At 59.2% G+C, this 20,484-nt stretch carries 20 protein-coding genes; 11 read left to right on the forward strand and 9 right to left on the reverse strand.

The features are described from left to right. Positions 1-17 precede the first annotated feature (17 nt). Together RA28_RS11835 and RA28_RS11840 are read right to left on the reverse strand one after the other, a co-directional pair. On the reverse strand, positions 18-668 hold the full coding sequence (locus RA28_RS11835; protein WP_039529412.1) for a ChrR family anti-sigma-E factor: 651 nt from the start codon (positions 666-668) through the stop codon (positions 18-20). A gap of 10 nt (positions 669-678) precedes the next feature. Next, positions 679-1,245 (reverse strand): sigma-70 family RNA polymerase sigma factor, encoded by a 567-nt coding sequence (locus tag RA28_RS11840; RefSeq protein WP_241481132.1) that lies wholly within the window; start codon positions 1,243-1,245, stop codon positions 679-681. Positions 1,246-1,474: 229 nt separating this feature from the next. Between RA28_RS11840 and RA28_RS11845 the strand changes: the two genes are divergently transcribed. The 4 genes from RA28_RS11845 to RA28_RS11860 all read left to right on the forward strand — a co-directional run bounded on the left by RA28_RS11845 (position 1,475) and on the right by RA28_RS11860 (position 3,262). Next, positions 1,475-2,248 (forward strand): DUF1365 domain-containing protein, encoded by a 774-nt coding sequence (locus RA28_RS11845; protein WP_039528738.1) that lies wholly within the window; start codon positions 1,475-1,477, stop codon positions 2,246-2,248. An 85-nt stretch (positions 2,249-2,333) separates the two neighbouring features. Beyond that, positions 2,334-2,651: a DUF3775 domain-containing protein gene (locus tag RA28_RS11850; protein WP_039528741.1), complete on the forward strand. Its 318-nt coding sequence runs from the start codon at positions 2,334-2,336 to the stop codon at positions 2,649-2,651. A gap of 123 nt (positions 2,652-2,774) precedes the next feature. Then, the gene (locus RA28_RS11855; RefSeq protein WP_152612081.1) at positions 2,775-3,002 is read left to right on the forward strand and encodes a DUF1127 domain-containing protein; all 228 of its coding nucleotides are present in this window, start codon (positions 2,775-2,777) and stop codon (positions 3,000-3,002) included. 59 nt (positions 3,003-3,061) lie between these two features. Beyond that, positions 3,062-3,262, forward strand: coding sequence for a DUF1127 domain-containing protein (locus RA28_RS11860; protein WP_039528746.1), 201 nt, complete (start codon positions 3,062-3,064; stop codon positions 3,260-3,262). A 98-nt stretch (positions 3,263-3,360) separates the two neighbouring features. On the opposite strand, the gene RA28_RS11865 is transcribed toward RA28_RS11860, so the two are convergent. The 4 genes from RA28_RS11865 to RA28_RS11880 are packed head-to-tail and all read right to left on the reverse strand — an operon-like array spanning position 3,361 to position 6,852. Then, on the reverse strand, positions 3,361-4,503 hold the full coding sequence (locus RA28_RS11865; protein WP_039528749.1) for a saccharopine dehydrogenase family protein: 1,143 nt from the start codon (positions 4,501-4,503) through the stop codon (positions 3,361-3,363). Between the two features lie 3 nt (positions 4,504-4,506). Then, on the reverse strand, positions 4,507-5,562 hold the full coding sequence (locus tag RA28_RS11870) for a saccharopine dehydrogenase (RefSeq protein WP_039528753.1): 1,056 nt from the start codon (positions 5,560-5,562) through the stop codon (positions 4,507-4,509). A gap of 14 nt (positions 5,563-5,576) precedes the next feature. Continuing rightward, positions 5,577-6,191 (reverse strand): glutathione S-transferase family protein, encoded by a 615-nt coding sequence (locus RA28_RS11875; protein WP_039528756.1) that lies wholly within the window; start codon positions 6,189-6,191, stop codon positions 5,577-5,579. A gap of 10 nt (positions 6,192-6,201) precedes the next feature. After that, positions 6,202-6,852 (reverse strand): histidine phosphatase family protein, encoded by a 651-nt coding sequence (locus RA28_RS11880; RefSeq protein ID WP_039528760.1) that lies wholly within the window; start codon positions 6,850-6,852, stop codon positions 6,202-6,204. Positions 6,853-6,979: 127 nt separating this feature from the next. On the opposite strand from RA28_RS11880, the gene RA28_RS11885 reads away from it, so the two are divergent. The 7 genes from RA28_RS11885 to RA28_RS11915 all read left to right on the forward strand — a co-directional run bounded on the left by RA28_RS11885 (position 6,980) and on the right by RA28_RS11915 (position 16,754). Beyond that, the gene (locus RA28_RS11885) at positions 6,980-8,167 is read left to right on the forward strand and encodes a Zn-dependent hydrolase (protein ID WP_039528763.1); all 1,188 of its coding nucleotides are present in this window, start codon (positions 6,980-6,982) and stop codon (positions 8,165-8,167) included. A 237-nt stretch (positions 8,168-8,404) separates the two neighbouring features. After that, a complete protein-coding gene (gene gcvT, locus RA28_RS11890; RefSeq protein ID WP_039529416.1) occupies positions 8,405-9,499 on the forward strand; it encodes a glycine cleavage system aminomethyltransferase GcvT in 1,095 nt (364 codons plus the stop codon). 18 nt (positions 9,500-9,517) lie between these two features. Continuing rightward, the gene (gene gcvH, locus RA28_RS11895; RefSeq protein ID WP_039528766.1) at positions 9,518-9,883 is read left to right on the forward strand and encodes a glycine cleavage system protein GcvH; all 366 of its coding nucleotides are present in this window, start codon (positions 9,518-9,520) and stop codon (positions 9,881-9,883) included. Positions 9,884-9,998: 115 nt separating this feature from the next. Then, the gene (gene gcvP / locus RA28_RS11900; RefSeq protein ID WP_039528769.1) at positions 9,999-12,854 is read left to right on the forward strand and encodes an aminomethyl-transferring glycine dehydrogenase; all 2,856 of its coding nucleotides are present in this window, start codon (positions 9,999-10,001) and stop codon (positions 12,852-12,854) included. 192 nt (positions 12,855-13,046) lie between these two features. Continuing rightward, positions 13,047-14,201 (forward strand): phosphoserine transaminase, encoded by a 1,155-nt coding sequence (locus RA28_RS11905; RefSeq protein ID WP_039528771.1) that lies wholly within the window; start codon positions 13,047-13,049, stop codon positions 14,199-14,201. Positions 14,202-14,298: 97 nt separating this feature from the next. Continuing rightward, the gene (serA, locus tag RA28_RS11910; protein ID WP_039528773.1) at positions 14,299-15,894 is read left to right on the forward strand and encodes a phosphoglycerate dehydrogenase; all 1,596 of its coding nucleotides are present in this window, start codon (positions 14,299-14,301) and stop codon (positions 15,892-15,894) included. A 122-nt stretch (positions 15,895-16,016) separates the two neighbouring features. After that, entirely contained in the window at positions 16,017-16,754 is a 738-nt protein-coding gene (locus tag RA28_RS11915) for a metallophosphoesterase family protein (protein WP_039529418.1), read from the forward strand. Here the strand turns inward: RA28_RS11915 and RA28_RS11920 are convergent. The 3 genes from RA28_RS11920 to RA28_RS11930 all read right to left on the reverse strand — a co-directional run bounded on the left by RA28_RS11920 (position 16,741) and on the right by RA28_RS11930 (position 20,444). Beyond that, on the reverse strand, positions 16,741-18,258 hold the full coding sequence (locus RA28_RS11920; RefSeq protein WP_039528775.1) for a malonate--CoA ligase: 1,518 nt from the start codon (positions 18,256-18,258) through the stop codon (positions 16,741-16,743). The two genes, RA28_RS11915 and RA28_RS11920, sit on opposite strands and share 14 nt — an antisense overlap. Positions 18,259-18,356: 98 nt before the next feature. After that, positions 18,357-19,061: a GntR family transcriptional regulator gene (locus RA28_RS11925; protein ID WP_052261449.1), complete on the reverse strand. Its 705-nt coding sequence runs from the start codon at positions 19,059-19,061 to the stop codon at positions 18,357-18,359. 27 nt (positions 19,062-19,088) lie between these two features. Further along, on the reverse strand, positions 19,089-20,444 hold the full coding sequence (locus RA28_RS11930) for a formimidoylglutamate deiminase (RefSeq protein ID WP_039528779.1): 1,356 nt from the start codon (positions 20,442-20,444) through the stop codon (positions 19,089-19,091). Positions 20,445-20,484 lie beyond the last annotated feature (40 nt).

Genomic DNA, 20,484 nt, shown 5'->3' on the forward strand with positions numbered 1-20,484 from the left:
TGACGCACACCGGGCCGTCAGATGCGCAGGAACGGTTGGAACAGGCGCGGCACCAGTTTGTTGAATTTTAGCGGCGCGTCCGTCACTGCCAGACAGATGCAATCCTCTGAAATGTCAGCGGTCGGCGTGTGATGCAGGCTTTCATCCGCGATCTCGACATCGCCGCGGGCGAAATGATCAACCTCATCTGAAAACGCACCTTGCAGCACCATGGTCAGTTCCATGCCCTTGTGGCTGTGGTCTGGCACTGCGGCACCGGCCGGAATGAACAGCAGGCGCGCCGTCGCATCGCGCGAGGTCGGCAGGATCGCCTGCTTCACACCCATGCCGATAGGGCGCCATTTGATCGCGTTCACATCACCGCCAACGTAGTCCTGCAAAGGCGCAGGCAGCACATCGCACCCGGGGCGCGCTGGTTTCGCTATTGGCGCACCCTGAGAGATCAGGGCCATCGTCGCAGCCAGCGACCCTTCATCCATCTGCGCTGACGCAGACTGTTCTTCCAAAACGTGCCCGCCGACAGCGTCAAAGCTTTCTGCACGCGCACGGCAGTGATCGCACAGCGACAAGTGTGTCGCGACCATCAGGTTGAACGCTTCGGGCAGCGACCCTGCGGCATAGGCCATAAGCAGGTCGTCTGTCAGGTGATGTTTGATATCCTTACTCATTTCCATCATCTCAATTCATCGCGTGGCGCAAGCGGTCCAGCGCCAGCCGTATCCTGGATTTGATCGTGCCCAGCGGTAATCCGGTCTGAGATGCGATTTCTCGATGGCTCAGATCTCCGAAGTATGCCTTCTCGATCAGCTGTCTTTGCGCCTCTGGCAACGCTTTGAGTGCGTCACGCAATTGCGCGGTTTCCTGTTGCAGTGCGACCACATCATCTTGATCCGGCTCTGCCTCCGGCCCCCAGCCCAAATCCTCGGGTTCGGGGCGGCGTTGCTTGCGCAAGACGTCGATGCGCTTGTTTCTGGCAATGGTGAACACCCACGTGGCCACGGTGGCCCGTGACGGATCGAAAAGGTGCGCCTTGTGCCACAAGGTCGCCATCACCTCCTGTGCACATTCCTCTGCCGTCGTGGCGTCCGAGCCCGACTTGATCAGGAATGCTTTGACCCGGGGCGCGAAATGCCGGAAGAGTTCGGCAAAGGCGGCCTGGTCCTGATCGTCACGAATGCGTCTGACATGCAGAACCCATTCCTGACGGGGATTAATGCCCTTCGATCCGTTCACCGGTTTGCCCATGACACGCTTCTGCAGCGCCGGTACGGCAACCGCACCGGCATCAGCCGATGGCGCATCCAGAATTGCACTGTCAGTTTCGGTAAACATGCCCACATTACGTGGCTCTCCCCAGGTCGGATCACTTTTCTGGATCGTTTTAATCCGGTTTGCGTTAAATATCGTAATGCTACACAGGGTAATGCAAGGAAAATCATGCCCTGTGAACAGTTTACGGGCAAAGCGGTCACTCATGGATACACTGGACCATATCGCGGGTCATACCTATCACGGGCGAAAGGGCGCAATCGAAAACGCTTTTCGCTATTCCGTGGACTACATTTTGTTCGACCCCGAGGCGCAGCATGAAACTCCGCTGTTGTTCTCGTTCAATCGGCCCAACGTGACCAACTGGCGGGACCGCGATCACGGCGGTGCACCCGGCAAAGGCAACGGGGCTGGTTGGCTGCGGGCGCGGTTCGAAGAAATGGAGTTTCCGCAGCCTGCCCATATTCGTCTGCTGACGCAGCCGCGGGTTTTGGGCCACGTGTTCAACCCGGTCAGTTTTTGGTTTTGTTTCGACAAGGATGACAGTCTTTACGCGGTGGTGTCCGAGGTCACCAATACCTTTGGCACGCGCCACAGCTATCTGTGCCACAAATCCGACCTGTCGCCGATCCTGCCCGGAGATCGCATTGTGGCTGACAAGGAAATGCACGTGTCCCCGTTTCAAAAGATCGAAGGGACCTACACGTTCCGCTTCGACTATCGTGCAGAACGGGTTGGCGTCTGGATCGACTACACCCGCGACAATGGCGGGTTGATTGCAACGCTGACGGGGACGCGACAAAAGCTGACCAATCGCTCGATCCTTTGGGCCCTGGTACGACGCCCGTTTGGCGCAAGGCGGGCCTTTGCCTTGATCGTTTGGCAAGCGTTCAAGCTATGGGCCAAAAAAGCGCGGTTTGTCCCCTTCCGCTCGGTCCCCGTGCCGGCGCGGTCGGTGTCTCGCTCGCGCCGCCAATGACGCTCGGGTTTGCGTAAGATCAAAGACGGCGCGTTTCCTCAGTGCTTTGGATAGATCGAAACCGCGAACGCAAGGAGTTGGTCATATGCTGGAAATTTCGGCACGGAAAATCGCCCAGGTCGCCATGATGGGCCGCGAACTGGAAAGGGCCGAGGGCGAGTTGCGCGCGTTTGTCGACCGGATGAGCGAGGACGAACAGGCCGAATTGGTCGCCATTATGTGGATCGGACGCGAGAGCTTTTTTGCCGAGGATTTGGCCGAGGCTATCGCCACCGCCAAGGCCGAGGCCTCGACCCCTTGCGCTGATTACCTGATCGGTACGCCGCATATGTCGGACCATCTGGAAAACGGTTTGAACGCGCTGGGAATATCGGCAGAAGACGTTGAAAATGATCTGATGTAGCTTGGAAAACCAAGCCGGGGCCAAGGTTAACAGACCTTAATTTCCCGCTGTGGCTGCCTTAATGCAAGGCTCCTTTATTTGAACTGTGACGACGAAACACAGTCAATTCAGGAGGAGAATGCAATGCAGAACGTCAGTACAGTACGCCCTCAAAGCGGGCTTTTCGCAGGGTTGTTTGCCGACTACGCCGAAGCACGTGTCGAGCAATTCCGCCGCAAGCATTTTGCCAAGACCGTGCGCGAGCTTGAGCGCCTGAGCGACCAGCAGTTGAACGACATTGGTGTGCCGCGCGACGAAATCAAACAGCGCGCGTATGACAGCGTGTATCACCAAAAGCCGTACAAGCAGTGATCAGATGTTCGGGTGTTTTCCCGGCCACAAAATCAGTCTTCAGGTGAAAGGTGATCCAAATGTTTGATGAATTCCCGACGAACGAACAGGAACCAATGGCCAGCTCACTTTTGTTGTTTGACCGCGCCATGCGCATTCGCGCAATCAAGGACGACGTTGTCCGCGCTGCGCAGCAGCTCGACAGTCTGAATGACAAACAGCTAGCGGAGATCGGCATAAATCGCAGCGACATCGAAGATACGATCAGGCGGTACATCTGAATGAACGTTTCTGATGATCTGCGAATATAGAGGCCATTCCAACGTTTTGGAGTGGCCTTTTTTTTGGAAACGCGGTTGAGTTCGACCCGCCCCGAAAGTCAGCCAGCGTGATCCACGACCTGTAAATGCTGCGCCAGCTTGTCGATTTCTGTCATCCAGTCGCGCACCAATTTCGGATCGCTCGGGGCCGCGTGGACGCCCGCAGGGATGGCGCGGTTCAGAACTGCCTCAACCGCCAATGACACCGGAACCGAGACCAGACGCGCCATCGCGGTTCCGCGCGCATCACCCCAGGCATCCATCACGTAGGTTTTGTTCCAGACCGCTACGCCATCTTTTTCGGCTTTCAGGCCCACGCACAGAACCACGCGATCTGGTTCGCCTTCTTCGTAAGCGTTCTCGGCCCAGAACTGATCTGACATCTCTTTCAACCGCGCGTCGCCTTCGGGGCCAGAGAGGGTTTCGATTTCGGTGAACACATCCTTCCACGCGTCGGTCCAGCCGTTCAGGCGCAGCGTGCCGCGCACGAATTCCTTCACCGGCCAGTGTGTTTCGAACTGGTACTCGGCCATGAACGGGATCGAGTCGCGGTTTGGATAGACTTCAAAGCTCTCGGGCGTGGGCAAAGGGGCGACATAGCTGTTGATTGCGTCCCAGGGGCGGGCAACCTCAAGCGGCGCATAATCGCGGATCGACTTGGACGGCGAGCGCAGCGCTTTGAGCACCCCAAGCGGCGACCAGCTGAACTTGTAGCGGAATGCGTTGGGATGTTTCGGGACACCGCCGCAATATGAGATAAAACTCAGGTGGTTTTGTGGATCGAACACATCCGAGGCACGATAGTCATCGACCAAGGCATGCGCCATCAGGTGATCTATACCTGGGTCCAGCCCAACTTCGTTGACAAGCACCACACCTGCTTCACGCGCCTGCTCGTCCAAGGCCCGCATCTCGGGTGAGATGTAGGACGAAGATACAAAGTTGGCCTGTTTCGAGATCGCAAGTTCAGCCAGTGGCACATGCCAATCGCCTGGCAGCATTGAGACGATGACATCGCCCTGCTCCAACACGGCGCCCAGCGCGTCGATATCGAAGGCGTGGATGTCGTCGGTCAAATCTCCAACCGCTTGTTTGGCCTTTTCGAGTGTCCGGTTCCAGACGGTCACCTTTTGCCCGCCCTCGATCAGTCGGCGCAGGCCGGGGATGGCCGACAGGCCGGTGCCACACCAGTGAATCGTCATCACTCAGATCCCTTCGATTTGTGTTTTGTAAATTGCGTCCGCCCGACCCCAGACGCCGCTATTCAGATCGGTCAGGGCCAGCAGCGAAGGCAGCAATTGCGCGGCGTAATCCTCGGAGCTTTCGACCGGCAGCATCGAGGGCAGGTTGTCGATTGCTATCACGTCCATAACAGGGTTATCCGCCACCCGCAGGGCGGGGGCGTCCCATGTGGTGGCGTGATCGTAGATCGGCACCGGATTGTAATCGCTGTCCGGGTCACAGGCGACATCGCCAATGGCGGTCAGCTTGCGCAGGGCGGTCAGTGCGTCACGCGGGACAAAGACCGGCGTACCGGGGCGGGCGAAGATGCAGTTCAGAAATAGGTCATGGTTCAGGATTTCCGGGAACGGTCCACCGCTGGCGGTTTCGGCCATGTCCCATTTGGTGACGGGCACACCCATCGCTTCGCAAATGTCTGCTGCACCGGTGCCGACGCGGCCCAAAGCACCGATGACAATGGCGTTGGGACGATTGGCACCCGTCGCATCCAACTCGGCCAGCAACTCTGCGTTCATCGCCTCTTTGCCCGGGTAAACACCCACCGGCGGGCATAGCTGCCCCCTTTGCTGCGCCGCCCATGCCTTAAGTGTCACCGCTGCACCGGCATACCCCGCCCAATAGCCAAAGGCCGCCACCCGGCGGCCATCTTCGTCCACCAAATACTCCAGATCGTAGAGCGTGCCGCCACCAGCCTTGAACCGCGCCAACAAGGCGCGACCAGAATGTTGACCCTTATAGGCGTGTCCGAACATGATGTGGCGGTGGGGCAAGGGCGTGCCATCCTCGGGCAGTTCCTTGAGGCCGAATATGATGGCATCCAGCGGGGCTTCGGGCCAGGAATTCTCGGGTGCAATCTCGCAGCCCGCGTTCTTGTATCCGTCGATGGCAATCGCACGGACAGAGCTTTCCTCGACCGTCACGCGAATTCCGGCTGCGATCAAAGCGGCGGCCCCTTGCGGTGTCAGGCCCACCCGCTCCTCGTTCGGGCGTTGTTCTGCCCGGACCCAAAGATGTGTCATTCCGTATCCTTTTGTCAGAGCATTCCGGCAGCGCGTACGGCCTTGACGGATGGCCGCGTTTCCATTGCTTCGCGGAAGGCAACGATCTTGGGAAAGGCAGAGACGTCGACCCCGTCACCTTCAAGCCAGCTGCACACCACATACAGGTAAGCGTCGGCCAGCGAGAATGTGTCACCCAGAACCAACGGCCCACGCAGCCCGTTCGACGAGATGTAGTCACATGAGGCGGTCATCGTTTCCGAAACCTTCGCCGCCATATCTGTCCAGCTGGCCTCGTTATCGGCCCAGCGGGGCCCGCGCATTTTGTGCGCGTGATTCACATGCATGGTTGAAGCGAGGTAGTACATCACCTCGCGCATCCGACCCGCCATAACCGGGTCGCTGGGGACAAGCCCTGCGTCCGGCGCAATTGCCGCGATGTAATCCAACAGCGCGCCGGTTTCGGTCAGAATGCCTCCCTCAACGGCCAACGCCGGTACGCGGCCCTTGGGGTTGATCTGGTGATAAGCGGGCTTGGTCTGCTCGCCCTCGGCGAAGTTCAACTTGATGGCCTCATACTCTAGCCCGGCTTCTTCCAACGCGATGGCCACGGCAATCGAGATCGTGCGGGGGGCATAGTAGAGTTGCATCAGGGTTTCCTTACAAGTGGGTCTGGGCGAACTTTCGATCCGGTGCTTCCAGATGGGGAACGGCATTGAACAGGACCGGGCTCAGCTGCGCGCCAATCGGGTGCAGACGATGCATCGACGTATTCATGATGGCAAGGGTCACCCGTGCCATAGACGGGATGTCCAACCCCATTGCCTGCCGCACCGCCATCGAGATCAACCCGCCCGACGTAACGATGATCGCGGGGCCGCCCTCGGTCCCGATATCGTGCAGGGCGTCAGAGACTCGGGTCTCGAACTCGTGGAACGTTTCTGGTGCATCCTTGATTTCGCCTCGGGACCATGCGGCAAATGTGCGGGGCAGGTGATCGACAAAACCTTCGCGGTCGGTCGGAATTTCGACCCCATGCTGCTGCTGGAACAGTTGGGCCAGTGTGAAATACTCGATCTCATTCAGCCGCGCGTCGCGGATGGGCTCTGACAGCCCCATGCTGGTTGCGGTTTCAATGTGCCGGTTCAGCGTTCCGCAATAGACGCGCGGGTAGTGCACGCGCGTGTCTCGCAGATGCGCGCCCAGCCAGCGCGCCTGTTGGTGACCCAGATCGCTGAGCCGGTCATAGCTCAGCTCATCCCGCGCGGTTGTATTGGCCTGCCCGTGGCGCACCAGTGTGATATGTGACATGACGATCCCTCTTGCACGGATGTCTTAGGGCAGGTTCAAGGCCGGTGCCAGAGGGGTTTCACAGCCGACTGAAAAAACCTATGTCTGGGGCGGTTTCGCGTCATCCGCGACCATTCGAGGGGGACCAATGGCTGTCGATCACACACGGTTTCTGGCCGATCTGCACAAACTGCGCAGCTTCGGCGCTTCGGGCGTTGGCAAGGGTGTCATCCGACCCGCCTATTCCGAGGCGGATATCGCAGCCCGCAAGTGGTTGGCCGAACGGATGTCTGACGCTGGCCTGACACCGCATTTCGATCCGGTCGGCAATTTGTTCGGTCTGGCCGAAGGCCAATCCCTGCTCATGGGTTCGCATTCCGACAGCCAGCCGGAAGGCGGTTGGCTGGATGGCGCACTTGGCGTGATCGCCGCGCTCGAGGTCGCACGGTCGAGCGATCTGCCCATTTCTGTCGTGAGTTTTCAGGATGAGGAAGGGCGTTTTGGCGTCACCACCGGCTCCGCTGTCTGGTCCAAAGGGCTGCTGCTCTCGAAAGCCGATACTTTGACGGACGCTTCGGGAACCACGTTCAGGGATGCCCGTTCCTCGATGACTGATCTGGCGGCCGGGTTCGTCGATCCGGCACGGTTCCGTGGCTTTATTGAGATGCATATCGAACAAGGGCCGACACTGGATTCCAATGATGAGAAAATCGGGGTCGTGACCGATATCGTCGGTATTCGCGATATGGTCATCACCTTCGACGGCCAACAAAACCACGCCGGTACCACGCCGATGCACCTGCGTCGGGACGCATTCCAGGCGGTTTCGGTGTTCAACACCCGGATCAATGACCTGTTTCGAAACGTTGTGACACCGCAAACGGTCTGGACAATTGGCCGGGTCGATCTGCATCCCAATGCGTCCTCCATTGTGCCGGGCCGCGCGCGGTTCTCGATGCAATGGCGCGATGGGGACTCTGATCGCTTGGGGCGCATGGAAGCGATTATTCGCGATACAGCGCAAGACGTCGCGGCAGAATTGGATCTGAGCCTCGATTTCGGACCGATGCTGGGGCTTGAGCCAGTTGCGATGGATGGCGCCTTGCGCCGCGCCCTTCAAGTCGGTGCCGAACAGGTTGCGCCCGGCAAATGGCGCGATATGCCCTCCGGCGCTCTGCACGATGCAACGAATGTTTCGCAATTGATGCCGGTTGCGATGCTGTTTGTCCCTTCGATAAATGGCATCAGTCATGACTTCGCCGAGGACACCGCTGAAGACGATCTTGTTGCAGGTCTTCGCGTTCTGGACCTCGCAGTCCGCGAACTGGGTCTTTAGCAATTTCATCTTCTGTGTTGCGTAACGGAAAAAAGTTTCCTATAGGAAATATCGAAGCATGCGCTCGCATACCATTTGCCCTGGTGCAAGCCGCCTAGACGCTTTGTGACACCGATCCAGCCGCCCCTCCGGCCACTGACGTGCAGGGACCAGTGCATTCGGAAGTTGCAAAATACGCGGCTTGCGTCAGACTGACGCACATGCGCGCTGACCACTATGAACCAAGAGGTACTCGCCATGACCGATGTGAAACGCACACCCTTGTACGACCTGCATGTCGAGCTGGGTGGGAAGATGGTTGATTTCGCAGGTTGGGAGATGCCTGTTCAGTACCCGATGGGGATCATGGGGGAACACAAACAGTGCCGCGAAAAGGCCGCTTTGTTTGATGTAAGCCACATGGGTCAGGTGATCCTGAGCGGAGAGGATGTGGGCGAGAAGCTGGAAGCCCTGTGCCCGCAGGCTTATGCAACGCTGAAGGACGGCAAGGCGCGCTACGGGTTCTTTACCAACGCTGAAGGCGGGATCATGGATGACCTGATCGTGTCGAACGCAGGGGATCATTTCTTTGTTGTGGTGAACGCGGCGCTGCGCCATCAGGACATTCCGCACATGCAGGCCAATCTAGACGGTGTTGAAGTCATCGAAATCTTCGACCGCGCGCTGGTCGCGGTACAGGGCCCCAGCGCCGAAGATGTTGTGGGCAGCCTCTGCCCCGCAGCCCGCGACCTGAAGTTCATGGAAACCACTGTTGCCGAAATCAACGGTGTCGAATGCCGTATCTCGCGCCTCGGCTATACCGGCGAAGACGGCTATGAAATCTCGATCCCCGAGGATAAGGCCACCGACATCACCCGCGCGTTCCTAGCGCATGAAGACTGCGAGCCGGCGGGACTGGGCGCCCGCGACAGCCTGCGGCTTGAGGCGGGGCTGTGCCTTTACGGCAATGACATCGACCAGACGACCTCGCCCATCGAGGCCAGCCTGGGCTGGGCGATCCAGAAACGACGCAAGGAAGAGGGTGGATTTCCGGGTGCGGACCGTATTCAACGAGAACTCGCTGAAGGTCCGGCCCGCAAACTGGTGGGCATCAAGCCCGAAGGCCGCGCCCCGGCGCGTCAGGGCGTCGAAATCCAATCCGCCGAAGGCACCACGATCGGTCAGATAACCTCTGGCGGGTTCGGCCCCACGGTCGGCGGACCGGTTGCGATGGGCTATGTCGCGACGGGTCATGCGCAGCCCGGCGAGACCGTGAACCTGATCATCCGGGGCAAGCCACAACCCGCGCAGATCGTGGCGCTGCCTTTCGTCACCCAGAATTACAAGCGTTGAAGTCAGGAGAAAGACAAGATGGCAACCTATTATTCCGAAGAGCATGAGTGGATCGACGTCGACGGCGACACCGCCACACTCGGCATCACCAAACACGCGGCAGAACAGCTGGGTGATGTGGTCTTTGTGGAACAACAGGAAGTGGGCGACGAGTTCGAGAAAGACGGCGAGATCGGCGTGATCGAATCCGTCAAAGCGGCTTCGGAACTCTATGCACCGGTCGATGGTGAGATCATTGAGGTCAACGAAACGCTGGCCGACAACCCCGGCGCGCTGAACGAAGACCCCGAGGGCAATGCCTGGATTTACAAGATCAAGATCGCAGACGCTTCGCAGCTCGAAGATCTGATGGATGAAAGCGGCTACAAGGCCTTCATCGGCTAACGCCACGCCGGAACCCCGGCACAGGGGCGCCGCTGCTTCATCTTTTCCCAAATACTCCCGCCGGAGGCTCCCGCAGGCTCCGCCGGGCTCGACCTATCCTTGAGGAGCGCACCAAATGGCCTTCAAACTGACTGATTACGAAGCCTATGACTTTGCCAATCGCCGCCATATCGGGCCCAGCCCGACCGAAATGCGCGATATGCTCAAGGTGATCGGCTTCAAAACGCTGGACGAGTTGATCGACGCCACCGTCCCGCCTGCGATCCGGCAGAAAGAGCCATTGGACTGGGGTCCGGCTATGACGGAGCGCGACGCTCTTTTCTACATGAAGCAGGTGGCAGACAAGAACAAGGTTCTGACCTCACTGATCGGGCAGGGATACTACGGAACCACTACGCCCGCGCCGATCCTGCGCAACATTCTGGAAAACCCGGCCTGGTACACGGCCTATACGCCCTATCAGCCCGAGATCAGCCAGGGCCGGCTTGAGGCACTGTTGAACTTCCAGACCATGGTCAGCGACCTGACCGGGCTGGACGTGGCGAACGCCTCGCTGCTGGACGAAGCCACCGCCGCGGCCGAAGCCATGGCGATGGCCAAGCGCGGCGGCCGGTCCAAGGCCAATAACGCCGCCTTCTTCGTCGACAAGAACTGTCATCCCCAGACTATCGCCGTGATCAAGACCCGTGCCGAACCTCTTAGCATCGACGTGCAGGTGGCCGACCCCGATCAATTGGACGCGGGTGCGGTCTTCGGCGCGATCTTCCAATATCCCGGCACCCATGGCCACGTGCGCGACTTCTCATCGGAAATCGCCGCCCTGCATGAACACAAAGCCATCGCCATCGTCGCTGCCGACATCCTGTCGCTGGCGCTGCTGAAGTCACCGGGCGAGATGGGCGCGGATATCGCCATCGGCTCGACCCAGCGCTTTGGTGTGCCGATGGGCTATGGCGGCCCGCATGCCGCCTATATGGCAACCACCGACAAGCTGAAACGCGCGATGCCCGGACGGATCATCGGCGTCAGCATCGACAGCCGGGGCAACAAAGCCTATCGCCTCGCCCTGCAAACGCGTGAGCAGCATATCCGCCGCGAAAAAGCCAACTCAAACGTCTGTACCGCGCAGGCGCTGCTGGCTGTAATTGCCTCGATGTACGCGGTCTATCACGGCCCCGATGGTATCAAGGCCATCGCGCAATCGGTGCACCGCAAGACCTCGCGCATGGCGGCTGGTCTGGAAGAGGCGGGCTTCTCGGTCGAACCGGACGTGTTCTTCGACACCATCACGGTCGAGGTCGGCCACCTGCAGAAGACGGTCATGGAAGCCGCCGTGGCCCGTGGCGTCAACCTGCGCAAGGTGGGTGAGACAAAGGTCGGCATCAGTCTCGACGAACAGACCCGGCCTGAAACCATCGAGGCCGTCTGGGGTGCCTTTGGCATCGACAAGGAAGATGACAGCTCAAACGTGGCCTATCGGCTGCCCGATTACGCGCTGCGCGAGACGCCTTATCTGACCCACGAGATCTTCCACAAGAACCGAGCCGAGGCCGAGATGACCCGCTATATGCGCCGTCTGGCCGACCGCGACCTGGCGCTGGACCGGGCGATGATCCCGCTGGGGTCCTGCACCATGAAGCTGAACGCCACGATCGAGATGATCCCGGTCACCTGGCCCGAGTTCGGCAATCTGCACCCGTTCTGCCCGGAAGATCAGGCGCAGGGCTATCACGAGATGATTGCCGATCTGAACGACAAGCTGTGCCAGATCACCGGCTATGACGCGATCTCGCAGCAACCCAACTCGGGTGCGCAGGGCGAGTACGCAGGTCTGCTGACCATCCGCAACTATCACTTCGCCCGCGGCGAAGGGCACCGCAATGTCTGCCTGATCCCGACCTCGGCCCATGGCACCAACCCGGCCTCGGCGCAGATGGTGGGCTGGCAGGTTGTGCCGGTGCAATCGGATGAGAACGGCAACATTGATCTGAATGACTTCCGCGCCAAGGCCGAGAAGCACTCGGATCATCTGGCCGGGTGCATGATCACCTATCCGTCCACCCATGGCGTGTTCGAGACCACCGTGCAGGAGGTCTGCCAGATCACCCATGATCACGGCGGTCAGGTCTATATCGACGGCGCCAACATGAACGCCATGGTGGGCCTGTCGCGTCCCGGTGACATTGGCGGTGACGTCAGCCACCTGAACCTGCACAAGACCTTCTGCATCCCCCATGGCGGCGGCGGCCCCGGCATGGGCCCGATCGGCGTCAAGGCGCATCTGGAGGAGCATCTGCCCGGCCACCCGGAATACGGCACCGCCGTGGGTCCGGTCTCGGCGGCGCCCTTCGGCTCGCCCTCGATCCTTCCCGTCTCATGGGCCTATGTGCTGCTGATGGGCGGCGCGGGTCTGACGCAGGCCACGAAAGTGGCGATCCTGAATGCCAACTATATCGCGGCGCGCCTGCAGGATGCTTATCCGATCCTCTATACGTCCGAGACCGGTCGGGTGGCGCATGAATGCATCCTCGACACCCGTCCGCTGGACGAGGCGGCGCATGTGACCGTTGACGACGTCGCCAAACGTCTTGTGGACTCGGGTTTCCACGCCCCAACGATGAGTTGGCCTGTGGCGGGGACGCTGATGGTAGAGCCGACAGAATCGGAGCCCATGGACGAGCTGGATCGGTTCTGCGACGCCATGCTATCCATCCGTGCCGAGGCGCAGGACATCATCGACGGCAAGATCGACGCGGAAAACAACCCGCTGAAAAACGCCCCTCACACGGTGCGCGACTTGGTGGGCAGCTGGGATCGACCCTATACCCGCGAACAGGCCTGCTTCCCCCCGGGCTCCATGGGCGTCGACAAATACTGGTCTCCGGTCAACCGTGTCGACAACGCGTATGGAGATCGAAACCTCGTCTGCACATGCCCGCCAATGTCGGAATACGAAGAAGCGGCAGAGTAAACCCTAACCCTATCGGGAAACCGGTGGGGTTTTCGCCAATCGGAAACCAGTTTTCCGATTCATCCCCTTCCCGGGTGTCGTTTTCTGCGCAGCGAGCGTCTTTTTTGCTTGCTGCGCACCGAAACGCCACCTACGCCTGTCCGTGGGACACCCCTCCCCAACGAGGGGCGTGTATCTGGAAGGGTAATACAGATGAGTATTCAAAAACCGGCGACGCGGCTGGCTAATCCGCGTTTCTCCTCGGGGCCTTGCGCCAAACCCCCTACATTTGAACTGAGCAAACTGGCCGATGCCGCGCTGGGCCGGTCGCACCGGGCTGCTGTTGGCAAGGACAAGCTGAAGGCCGCGATCGAAGGTACGCGCGAAGTGCTTGGCATTCCGGCGGACTACAAGATCGGTATCGTTCCCGCCTCGGACACCGGCGCGGTTGAGATGGCGCTTTGGTCGCTCTTGGGCGAGCGCAAGGTTGAGATGCTGGCTTGGGAAAGCTTCGGCGCGGGTTGGGTGACCGATGTGGTCAAGCAGCTGAAGATTGATGCTGAGGTGAAGACAGCGGATTACGGTCAAATCGTTGATCTGGCTTCGGTCGATTTCGCCAATGACGTGGTGTTTACGTGGAACGGGACAACCTCGGGCGTTCGGGTTCCGAATGGCGACTGGATCGCAGATGACCGTCAGGGGCTGACGATCTGCGATGCGACCTCGGCCGCGTTTGCGGTGGACCTGCCATGGGACAAGCTGGATGTGACCACCTTCAGCTGGCAAAAGGTTCTGGGCGGCGAGGCTGCGCACGGGATGTTGATCCTTAGCCCGCGTGCGGTGGAACGGTTGGAGAGCTACACGCCCGCATGGCCATTGCCGAAGATTTTCCGCCTGACCAAAGGCGGCAAGCTGATCGAAGGGATATTCACTGGCGCGACGATCAACACGCCCTCGATGCTGGCGGTTGAGGATTACCTGTTCGCGCTGGATTGGGCCCGTTCGGTGGGTGGCTTGCAGGGCTTGATTGCCCGTGCCGATGCCAATGCCGGGGCGGTTCACGCGTTCTGCGATCAAAACGACTGGATCACCAATCTGGCAGAGGATGCGGCGACGCAATCGAACACGTCCGTTTGCCTGAAATTCACCGACGCTCGTATTCAGGACGGCGCGACATTCGCCAAGGCTGTGGCGAAGCGGTTGGAGGCCGAGAATATCGCGCTGGATATCGGGGCCTATCGCGACGCGCCTGCGGGCCTGCGCATCTGGTGCGGCGGCACGGTCGAGACCTCGGATATCGAGGCGATGCTGCCCTGGCTTGCCTGGGCCTTTGCGGCCGAGATCGCGGCGCAAACTGAAGCTGCCTGAGATCGCTGTGCCGGGCTGAAGCCCGGCCTACGCATAACCGAAATTTAGGGCGGGTTTCAGCCCGCCATCCGCCAGAACTCTTCAAAGGACCAAAGAAATGGCCCCCAAAGTACTCGTATCCGATAAGTTGAGCGAAACCGCCGTCCAGATTTTCCGCGACCGCGGCATCGACGTGGATTTCATGCCCGATCTGGGCAAGGACAAGGACAAGCTGGCCGAGGTGATTGGTCAATATGACGGTCTTGCCATCCGCTCGGCCACCAAGGTGACGCCGACCATTCTGGAAAAAGCCGACAAGCTGAAAGTGATCGGTCGGGCCGGGATCGGAACCGACAATATCGACAAGGATGCGGCCTCCAAGAAGGGCGTGATCGTGATGAACACACCTTTCGGCAACATGATCACAACCGCAGAACACGCGATTGCGATGATGTTCGCCGTGGCGCGGCAAATCCCCGAGGCTAGCACCTCGACCCATGCGGGCAAGTGGGAAAAGTCGAAGTTCATGGGGATCGAGCTGACCAACAAGACCCTCGGCGTCATTGGTGCGGGCAACATTGGTGGCATCGTTTGTGAGCGCGCTTTGGGCCTGAAGATGAAGGTTGTCGCCTATGACCCCTATCTGGGTGAAGAGAAAGCAGCCCAGATGGGTGTCGAAAAGGTCGAGCTGGATGAGCTTCTGGCCCGCGCCGATTTCATCACTCTGCACGTTCCCCTGACGGATCAGACCCGCAACATCCTGAGCCGCGAGAATCTGGCCAAGACCAAAGAGGGCGTGCGCATCATCAACTGCGCGCGCGGTGGTCTGGTCGATGAAGAGGCGTTGGCCGAATTACTGCAATCCGGTCATGTCGCCGGGGCGGCCTTTGACGTGTTCAGCGTCGAACCGGCCAAGGACAACCCTCTGTTCAACCTGCATAACGTGGTGTGCACGCCGCATCTGGGCGCGGCCACGACAGAGGCGCAGGAAAACGTGGCATTACAAGTGGCCGAGCAGATTTCGAACTACTTGCTGACCGGTGCGGTCGAAAACGCGCTGAACATGCCCAGCGTGACCGCGGAAGAGGCCAAGGTCATGGGCCCGTGGATCAAACTGGCCGGTCATTTGGGCAGCTTCATCGGGCAGATGACGGACGAGCCGATCAAGGCGATCAACATCCTCTATGACGGTGTGGCGGCAAGCATGAACCTCGCGGCGCTGAACTGCTCGGTCGTTGCAGGGATCATGAAAAAGTTTAACCCCGAGGTGAACATGGTCTCGGCCCCGGTTGTGGCCAAGGAGCGCGGAATTCAAATCTCGACCACCAATCAGGATAAATCCGGCGCGTTTGAAGGCTATATCAAGGTCACTGTCGTGACCGAGAAACGCGAACGTTCGATCGGGGGCACCGTGTTCAGCGACGGCAAGCCGCGATTCATCCAGATCAAGGGCATCAATATCGATGCCGAGATCGGAGCCCACATGCTTTATACCACCAACGAAGATGTTCCGGGCATCATCGGCGCATTGGGTCAGACGATGGGCGAAAACGGTGTGAATATTGCCAACTTCACACTTGGACGTGCTGGTGCAGGGGGCGAGGCGATTGCCCTGCTTTACGTCGACGAACCGGTCCCAGCCGAGGCGCGAGCCAAACTCGCCGAAACGGGTTTGTTTACGCAGATCAAACCGTTGGAATTCGACGTCGCTTGACGCTGTCTTGTTGAGTTTGGGAAACAGAACAAGGCCCGTGCCACCGCTGGCGCGGGCTTTGTCTTTTCTGTCGGGCACGTTTGGGTCAGAAGGGCAGGAAACAGGAATTGAAAGGCGCTGACATGACCAGCCCGATTTATGCCATCGGCGATATCCACGGCCAATTGGACATGCTGCAAGACGCGTTGCAAAAGATCGAAGCAGATGGCGGACCCGACGCGCGGGTTGTGTTTTTGGGCGACTATGTCGACCGGGGTCCGGACAGCCGAGGGGTTTTGGACCTGCTGGTCGACGGGAAACGGGCCGGTCGAAATTGGGTCACGTTGTTGGGCAATCACGACCGGATGTTTTCGATGTTCATGCGCGACTACCCGGTTCAGGACGCGCATTTGTTGGTCGGATATAGCTGGTTTCATGAACGCCTTGGCGGAATTCAGACGATGGCTTCATATGGCGTCACAATCTCGGAAGCGGACCGCCAGTATCAGGTACATGCCCGCGCCCGCGCAGCGGTCCCGCCAGAGCATGTTGCCTTTCTGAACGGATTGACCACCTACCAGCTGGAAGACGAATTGCTCTTTGTTCACGCCGGTATCCGGCCCGGCGTCGCGCTGGCAGATCAGTCTGAGGAAGATTTGATCTGGATTCGGCAGGAGTTTCTGAACGACGCGCGCCCATATCCCTGGTTGGTTGTTCATGGGCACACGGCGGTCCAGCGCGCCGAACACCACGGCAATCGGATCAATCTGGACGCAGGTGCCGGTTATGGTCGGCCACTTGCCACCGCCGTGTTTGAAGGCAGACAGTGTTGGCTGCTGACCGACAAGGGCCGCGTCCCACTAGAGCCTAATCCGAGGTAAATTCATCCCCAAAGCGCTCGCGCAGGACGTTCTTTTGCACCTTGCCCATCGTGTTGCGTGGCAGTTCATCCAGCAAAATCAATTTGCGGGGATGTTTGAAACGCGCCAATTGTTCCTGGACGGATGCCAAGATCGTTGGAAGATCGGGTGACACCCCCGGTTCCGGGACCAGAATTCCTAATGGCGTTTCGCCAAAGTCCGGATGGGGTACCCCGATTACGGCACTTTCCAGCACCCCGGCTTGCTGGTCCAGAACGAGTTCAAGCTCTTTCGGGTAGATGTTGAACCCGCCGGAAATGATCAGGTCCTTGCCGCGCCCGACAATGTGAAGATAGCCATCCGCGTCCACGCGCCCCAGATCGCCGGTGATAAAGAACCCGTCCTCGCGCAGTTCGTCAGCCGTTTTCTCGGGCATTTCCCAATATCCCTGAAACACGTTCGGCCCGCGCGTTTCAATCATGCCAATCTCGCCTTGCGGCAAACCCTCGCCGTTGTCCGGGTCGGTGATCTTCACTTCGACACCCGGCAGCGGAAAGCCAACCGAACCGGCACGCCGCTCGCCGTCATAGGGGTTCGACGTTGTCATGTTGGTTTCGGTCATGCCGTATCGTTCGAGGATACGGTGTCCGGTGCGGGCCGCGAACTTTTCATGCGTCTCGGCCAGCATTGGGGCCGACCCGGAAATGAACAGTCGCATGTTCTGCGTCAGATCAGAATTGAATCGATCATCGCCCAGCAGACGCGTGTAGAATGTCGGGACGCCCATCATCGAAGTGGCTTGAGGCATCAATCGCAGCATTTCGTCCAGATCGAACCTGGGCAAAAATATCATTGCACCGCCCGAAGCGAGAACAACATTTGTTGCCACAAACAAACCGTGAGTGTGAAAAATTGGCAGAGCGTGCAGTAGCACATCGTCTTCTGTAAATCGCCACAGCTCGGCAAGGGTTTCAGCGTTTGACAGCAAATTCGCCTGCGTCAGCATCGCACCCTTGGACCGTCCGGTTGTCCCGGATGTATACAGCAGCGCGGCCAAGTCATCTTCACCCCGTGCCACAGGTTCAAAGGCGGGCAGCATACCGAACGCAAGACGCATCAGAGTGCCGGAACCATCGGCGTTCAAAGTCTCTAACCGCGCGTTCTGCGCCTGTGCGATAGGCAACAGGTCGTCAGACTTCTCAGCGTCGCAAACAATCAGCGCCGCCCCGCTGTTATCTATAAAATACGTCAGCTCACCCGTCGTGTAGGCCGTGTTGAGCGGTAGGAAAACCAGCCCGGCTTGGACGCACGCGGCATAAATCGCCAAGGCCTCGGGTGACTTTTCGACTTGAACGGCGACGCGGTCGCCGGGGGCCAGTCCCATACCCGTCAGCGCGTTGGCAATGCGCGCAGCCATGTCCAGAAAGTCGGCATGGGTCAGAAAACGCCCGTCGGCGAGCCGCAAAAACGGGGTTTGCTTGCCAAGATGCCGTCCGAACAAACGATCAAAAAGCGGGTTGGCCATACCTTCGTCCCTTCCGAACCGATGCACTGCAGAACCTCGGATGTCTGTATCGGAAAATCGCGAAGGGTAAAGCCCCGCCGGGTACGATCGCGGCTATTTTAGAACCGGGTGGTCATGCGATACCCGGCTGCAAAATACAGCTTCGCAAAGGTCACCGGTTGGCCCTGCAGCCATGTGATGCGTTCAGCGGTAAACACAGGCTCGTCTCTGGGCACATCCAGAAAACCCGCCACAACCTCATCTGCGCGGCTTGCCAGAAACGCCAGTTCGACATTTGTGAAGGGTACGGTTTCGACGAGCCACTCATTTGGTCCCAGCGTCGAAAAGTCGGCCTGCTCGACCTGCGGTACACTTTGGACGACGATACAACGATCCTCGAATTGGAATGGCGTGTTGTTCGAATAGTGCATGCATCGCACGTGGACCACGCGTTGCGCTTGTTTCAATGCCAGGCGCGCGGTCAGCCATTCAGGTGCATCCACCGTCTCTGCCGACACCAAGGCATAGCGATACGCACCCCCTTGCGCTTCGATCTCGTCGCGGATCAGCGGAATGGTAAATCGGGCTTGGCGATGCGGTGCGCGCAAAACACGGGTTCCCGCTTTGCGCCGACGTTCCAGAAACCCTTCTTCGGCGAGTTCCCGCATCGCACGGTTAACTGTTGTACGGGTACAGGAAAACTCGAGCGCGAGCGCTTGTTCGTTCGGCAACAGGGTGTCAGGTTTCCAGACGCCGGACCGGATGCGATCCAGCACTGTTTGCTTGATGTCTTTGTAACTGGTTGTGTCGCTTGATTGGCTCATATCGGCTTTGATTCAGGGGTTTTCGGACTATATGTCGGCCAGCAGGTCTGTAACCGCGGCCGAGTAGGCGGGGACGATCCGGTCACGGGCGATGTGCCGCCCGCCCCGCACCACGTGGCGCCCGGCTGACCACAAATCCGTCACAAGACCATCGGTTGCCGCAAAGCACAGCCCGTCGAGCAATTGATCGTCGGCCAGCGTTGAAAGGGCCGGATGCGCCCGATCTATCGCGACGAAATCGGCGCGTTTCCCGACCGCAATCTCGCCGCTGTTGCGCCCGAGCGCCTGCGCGCCGCCCTGTAACGCGCCGGAATACAGCGCCTGTCCAACCGACCCTTGTTCGCGTACCAAAACCGTACGCGCGCGATCACGCAAGCGCTGAGAATATTCCAGCGTCCGTAACTCCTCTGGCATCGAAATGCGAACGTTAGAGTCTGATCCAATGCCAAACCGGCCATTGCTGCCGACATATACAGATCCGTTGAAAATACCATCTCCTAGGTTTGCTTCGGTTATCGGGCACAAACCCGCCACAGCGCCCGACAAGGCCAGCGCGCGGGTTTCGTCATCCGTCATATGCGTTGCGTGGATCAGGCACCATCGTGCGTTCACGTCTACGTTGTTCAACAACCAATCAACAGGACGTTGGCCCAGTTCGGCCTGAACGTCCTGAACCTCTTTCACCTGCTCGGCGATGTGGATGTGAACGGGGCCGGTTGCATGTTCTTGCAGGACCCGTTTCAGATCGTCTGGCGTCGTGGCCCGCAGGGAATGGGGGGCAATTCCCAAGACGGCGTCTTCCGCAGGCAGGTGTTTCCGGCAGGTTTCGACCAGACGAAGGTAACGATCGACACCGTTGCCGAACCGCAATTGACCGCCGGAAAGCGCCTCTTGCCCTGTACCGCCATAGGAATAGAGGACCGGCAACAAGGTCAGGCCTATCCCGGTTTCCGCGGCTGCTGCGCATATGCGTTGGCTGAGTTCCGACAAATCCGAATAGGGAGTACCGCCTTGTTGATGGTGAACATAATGGAACTCGCCAACAGCGGCATAACCCGCCTCCTGCATCTCCATGAAGGTCAGGGCGGCGATGGCTTCGATCTGCTCGGGTGTCAGCTTTTCAAGAAAGCGGTACATAAGGCTGCGCCAGGTCCAGAAGCTTTCTTTGCCCGCCATTTTGACCTCGGTCCGACCAGCCATGGCGCGCTGAAAGGAGTGACTGTGCAGGTTTCCCAAGGCCGGCAGCAGCAGCTCGACTTGAATATCGTCGGCATGGGCCGCGCCCCCGGAATCAACCGCAGTGACAAGCCCGCCACTGAATTCAACGCGAAGGTTCTTTGCCCAATTAGAGCCTAAAAAGGCGGTTTTTGCATGGATCGGCATCGTATATCCATTTTGTGTAGACTTTAAGTTTTTACACATA

It is taken from the genome of Ruegeria sp. ANG-S4, from assembly GCF_000814005.1.
Classification (GTDB): Bacteria; Pseudomonadota; Alphaproteobacteria; order Rhodobacterales; family Rhodobacteraceae; genus Ruegeria.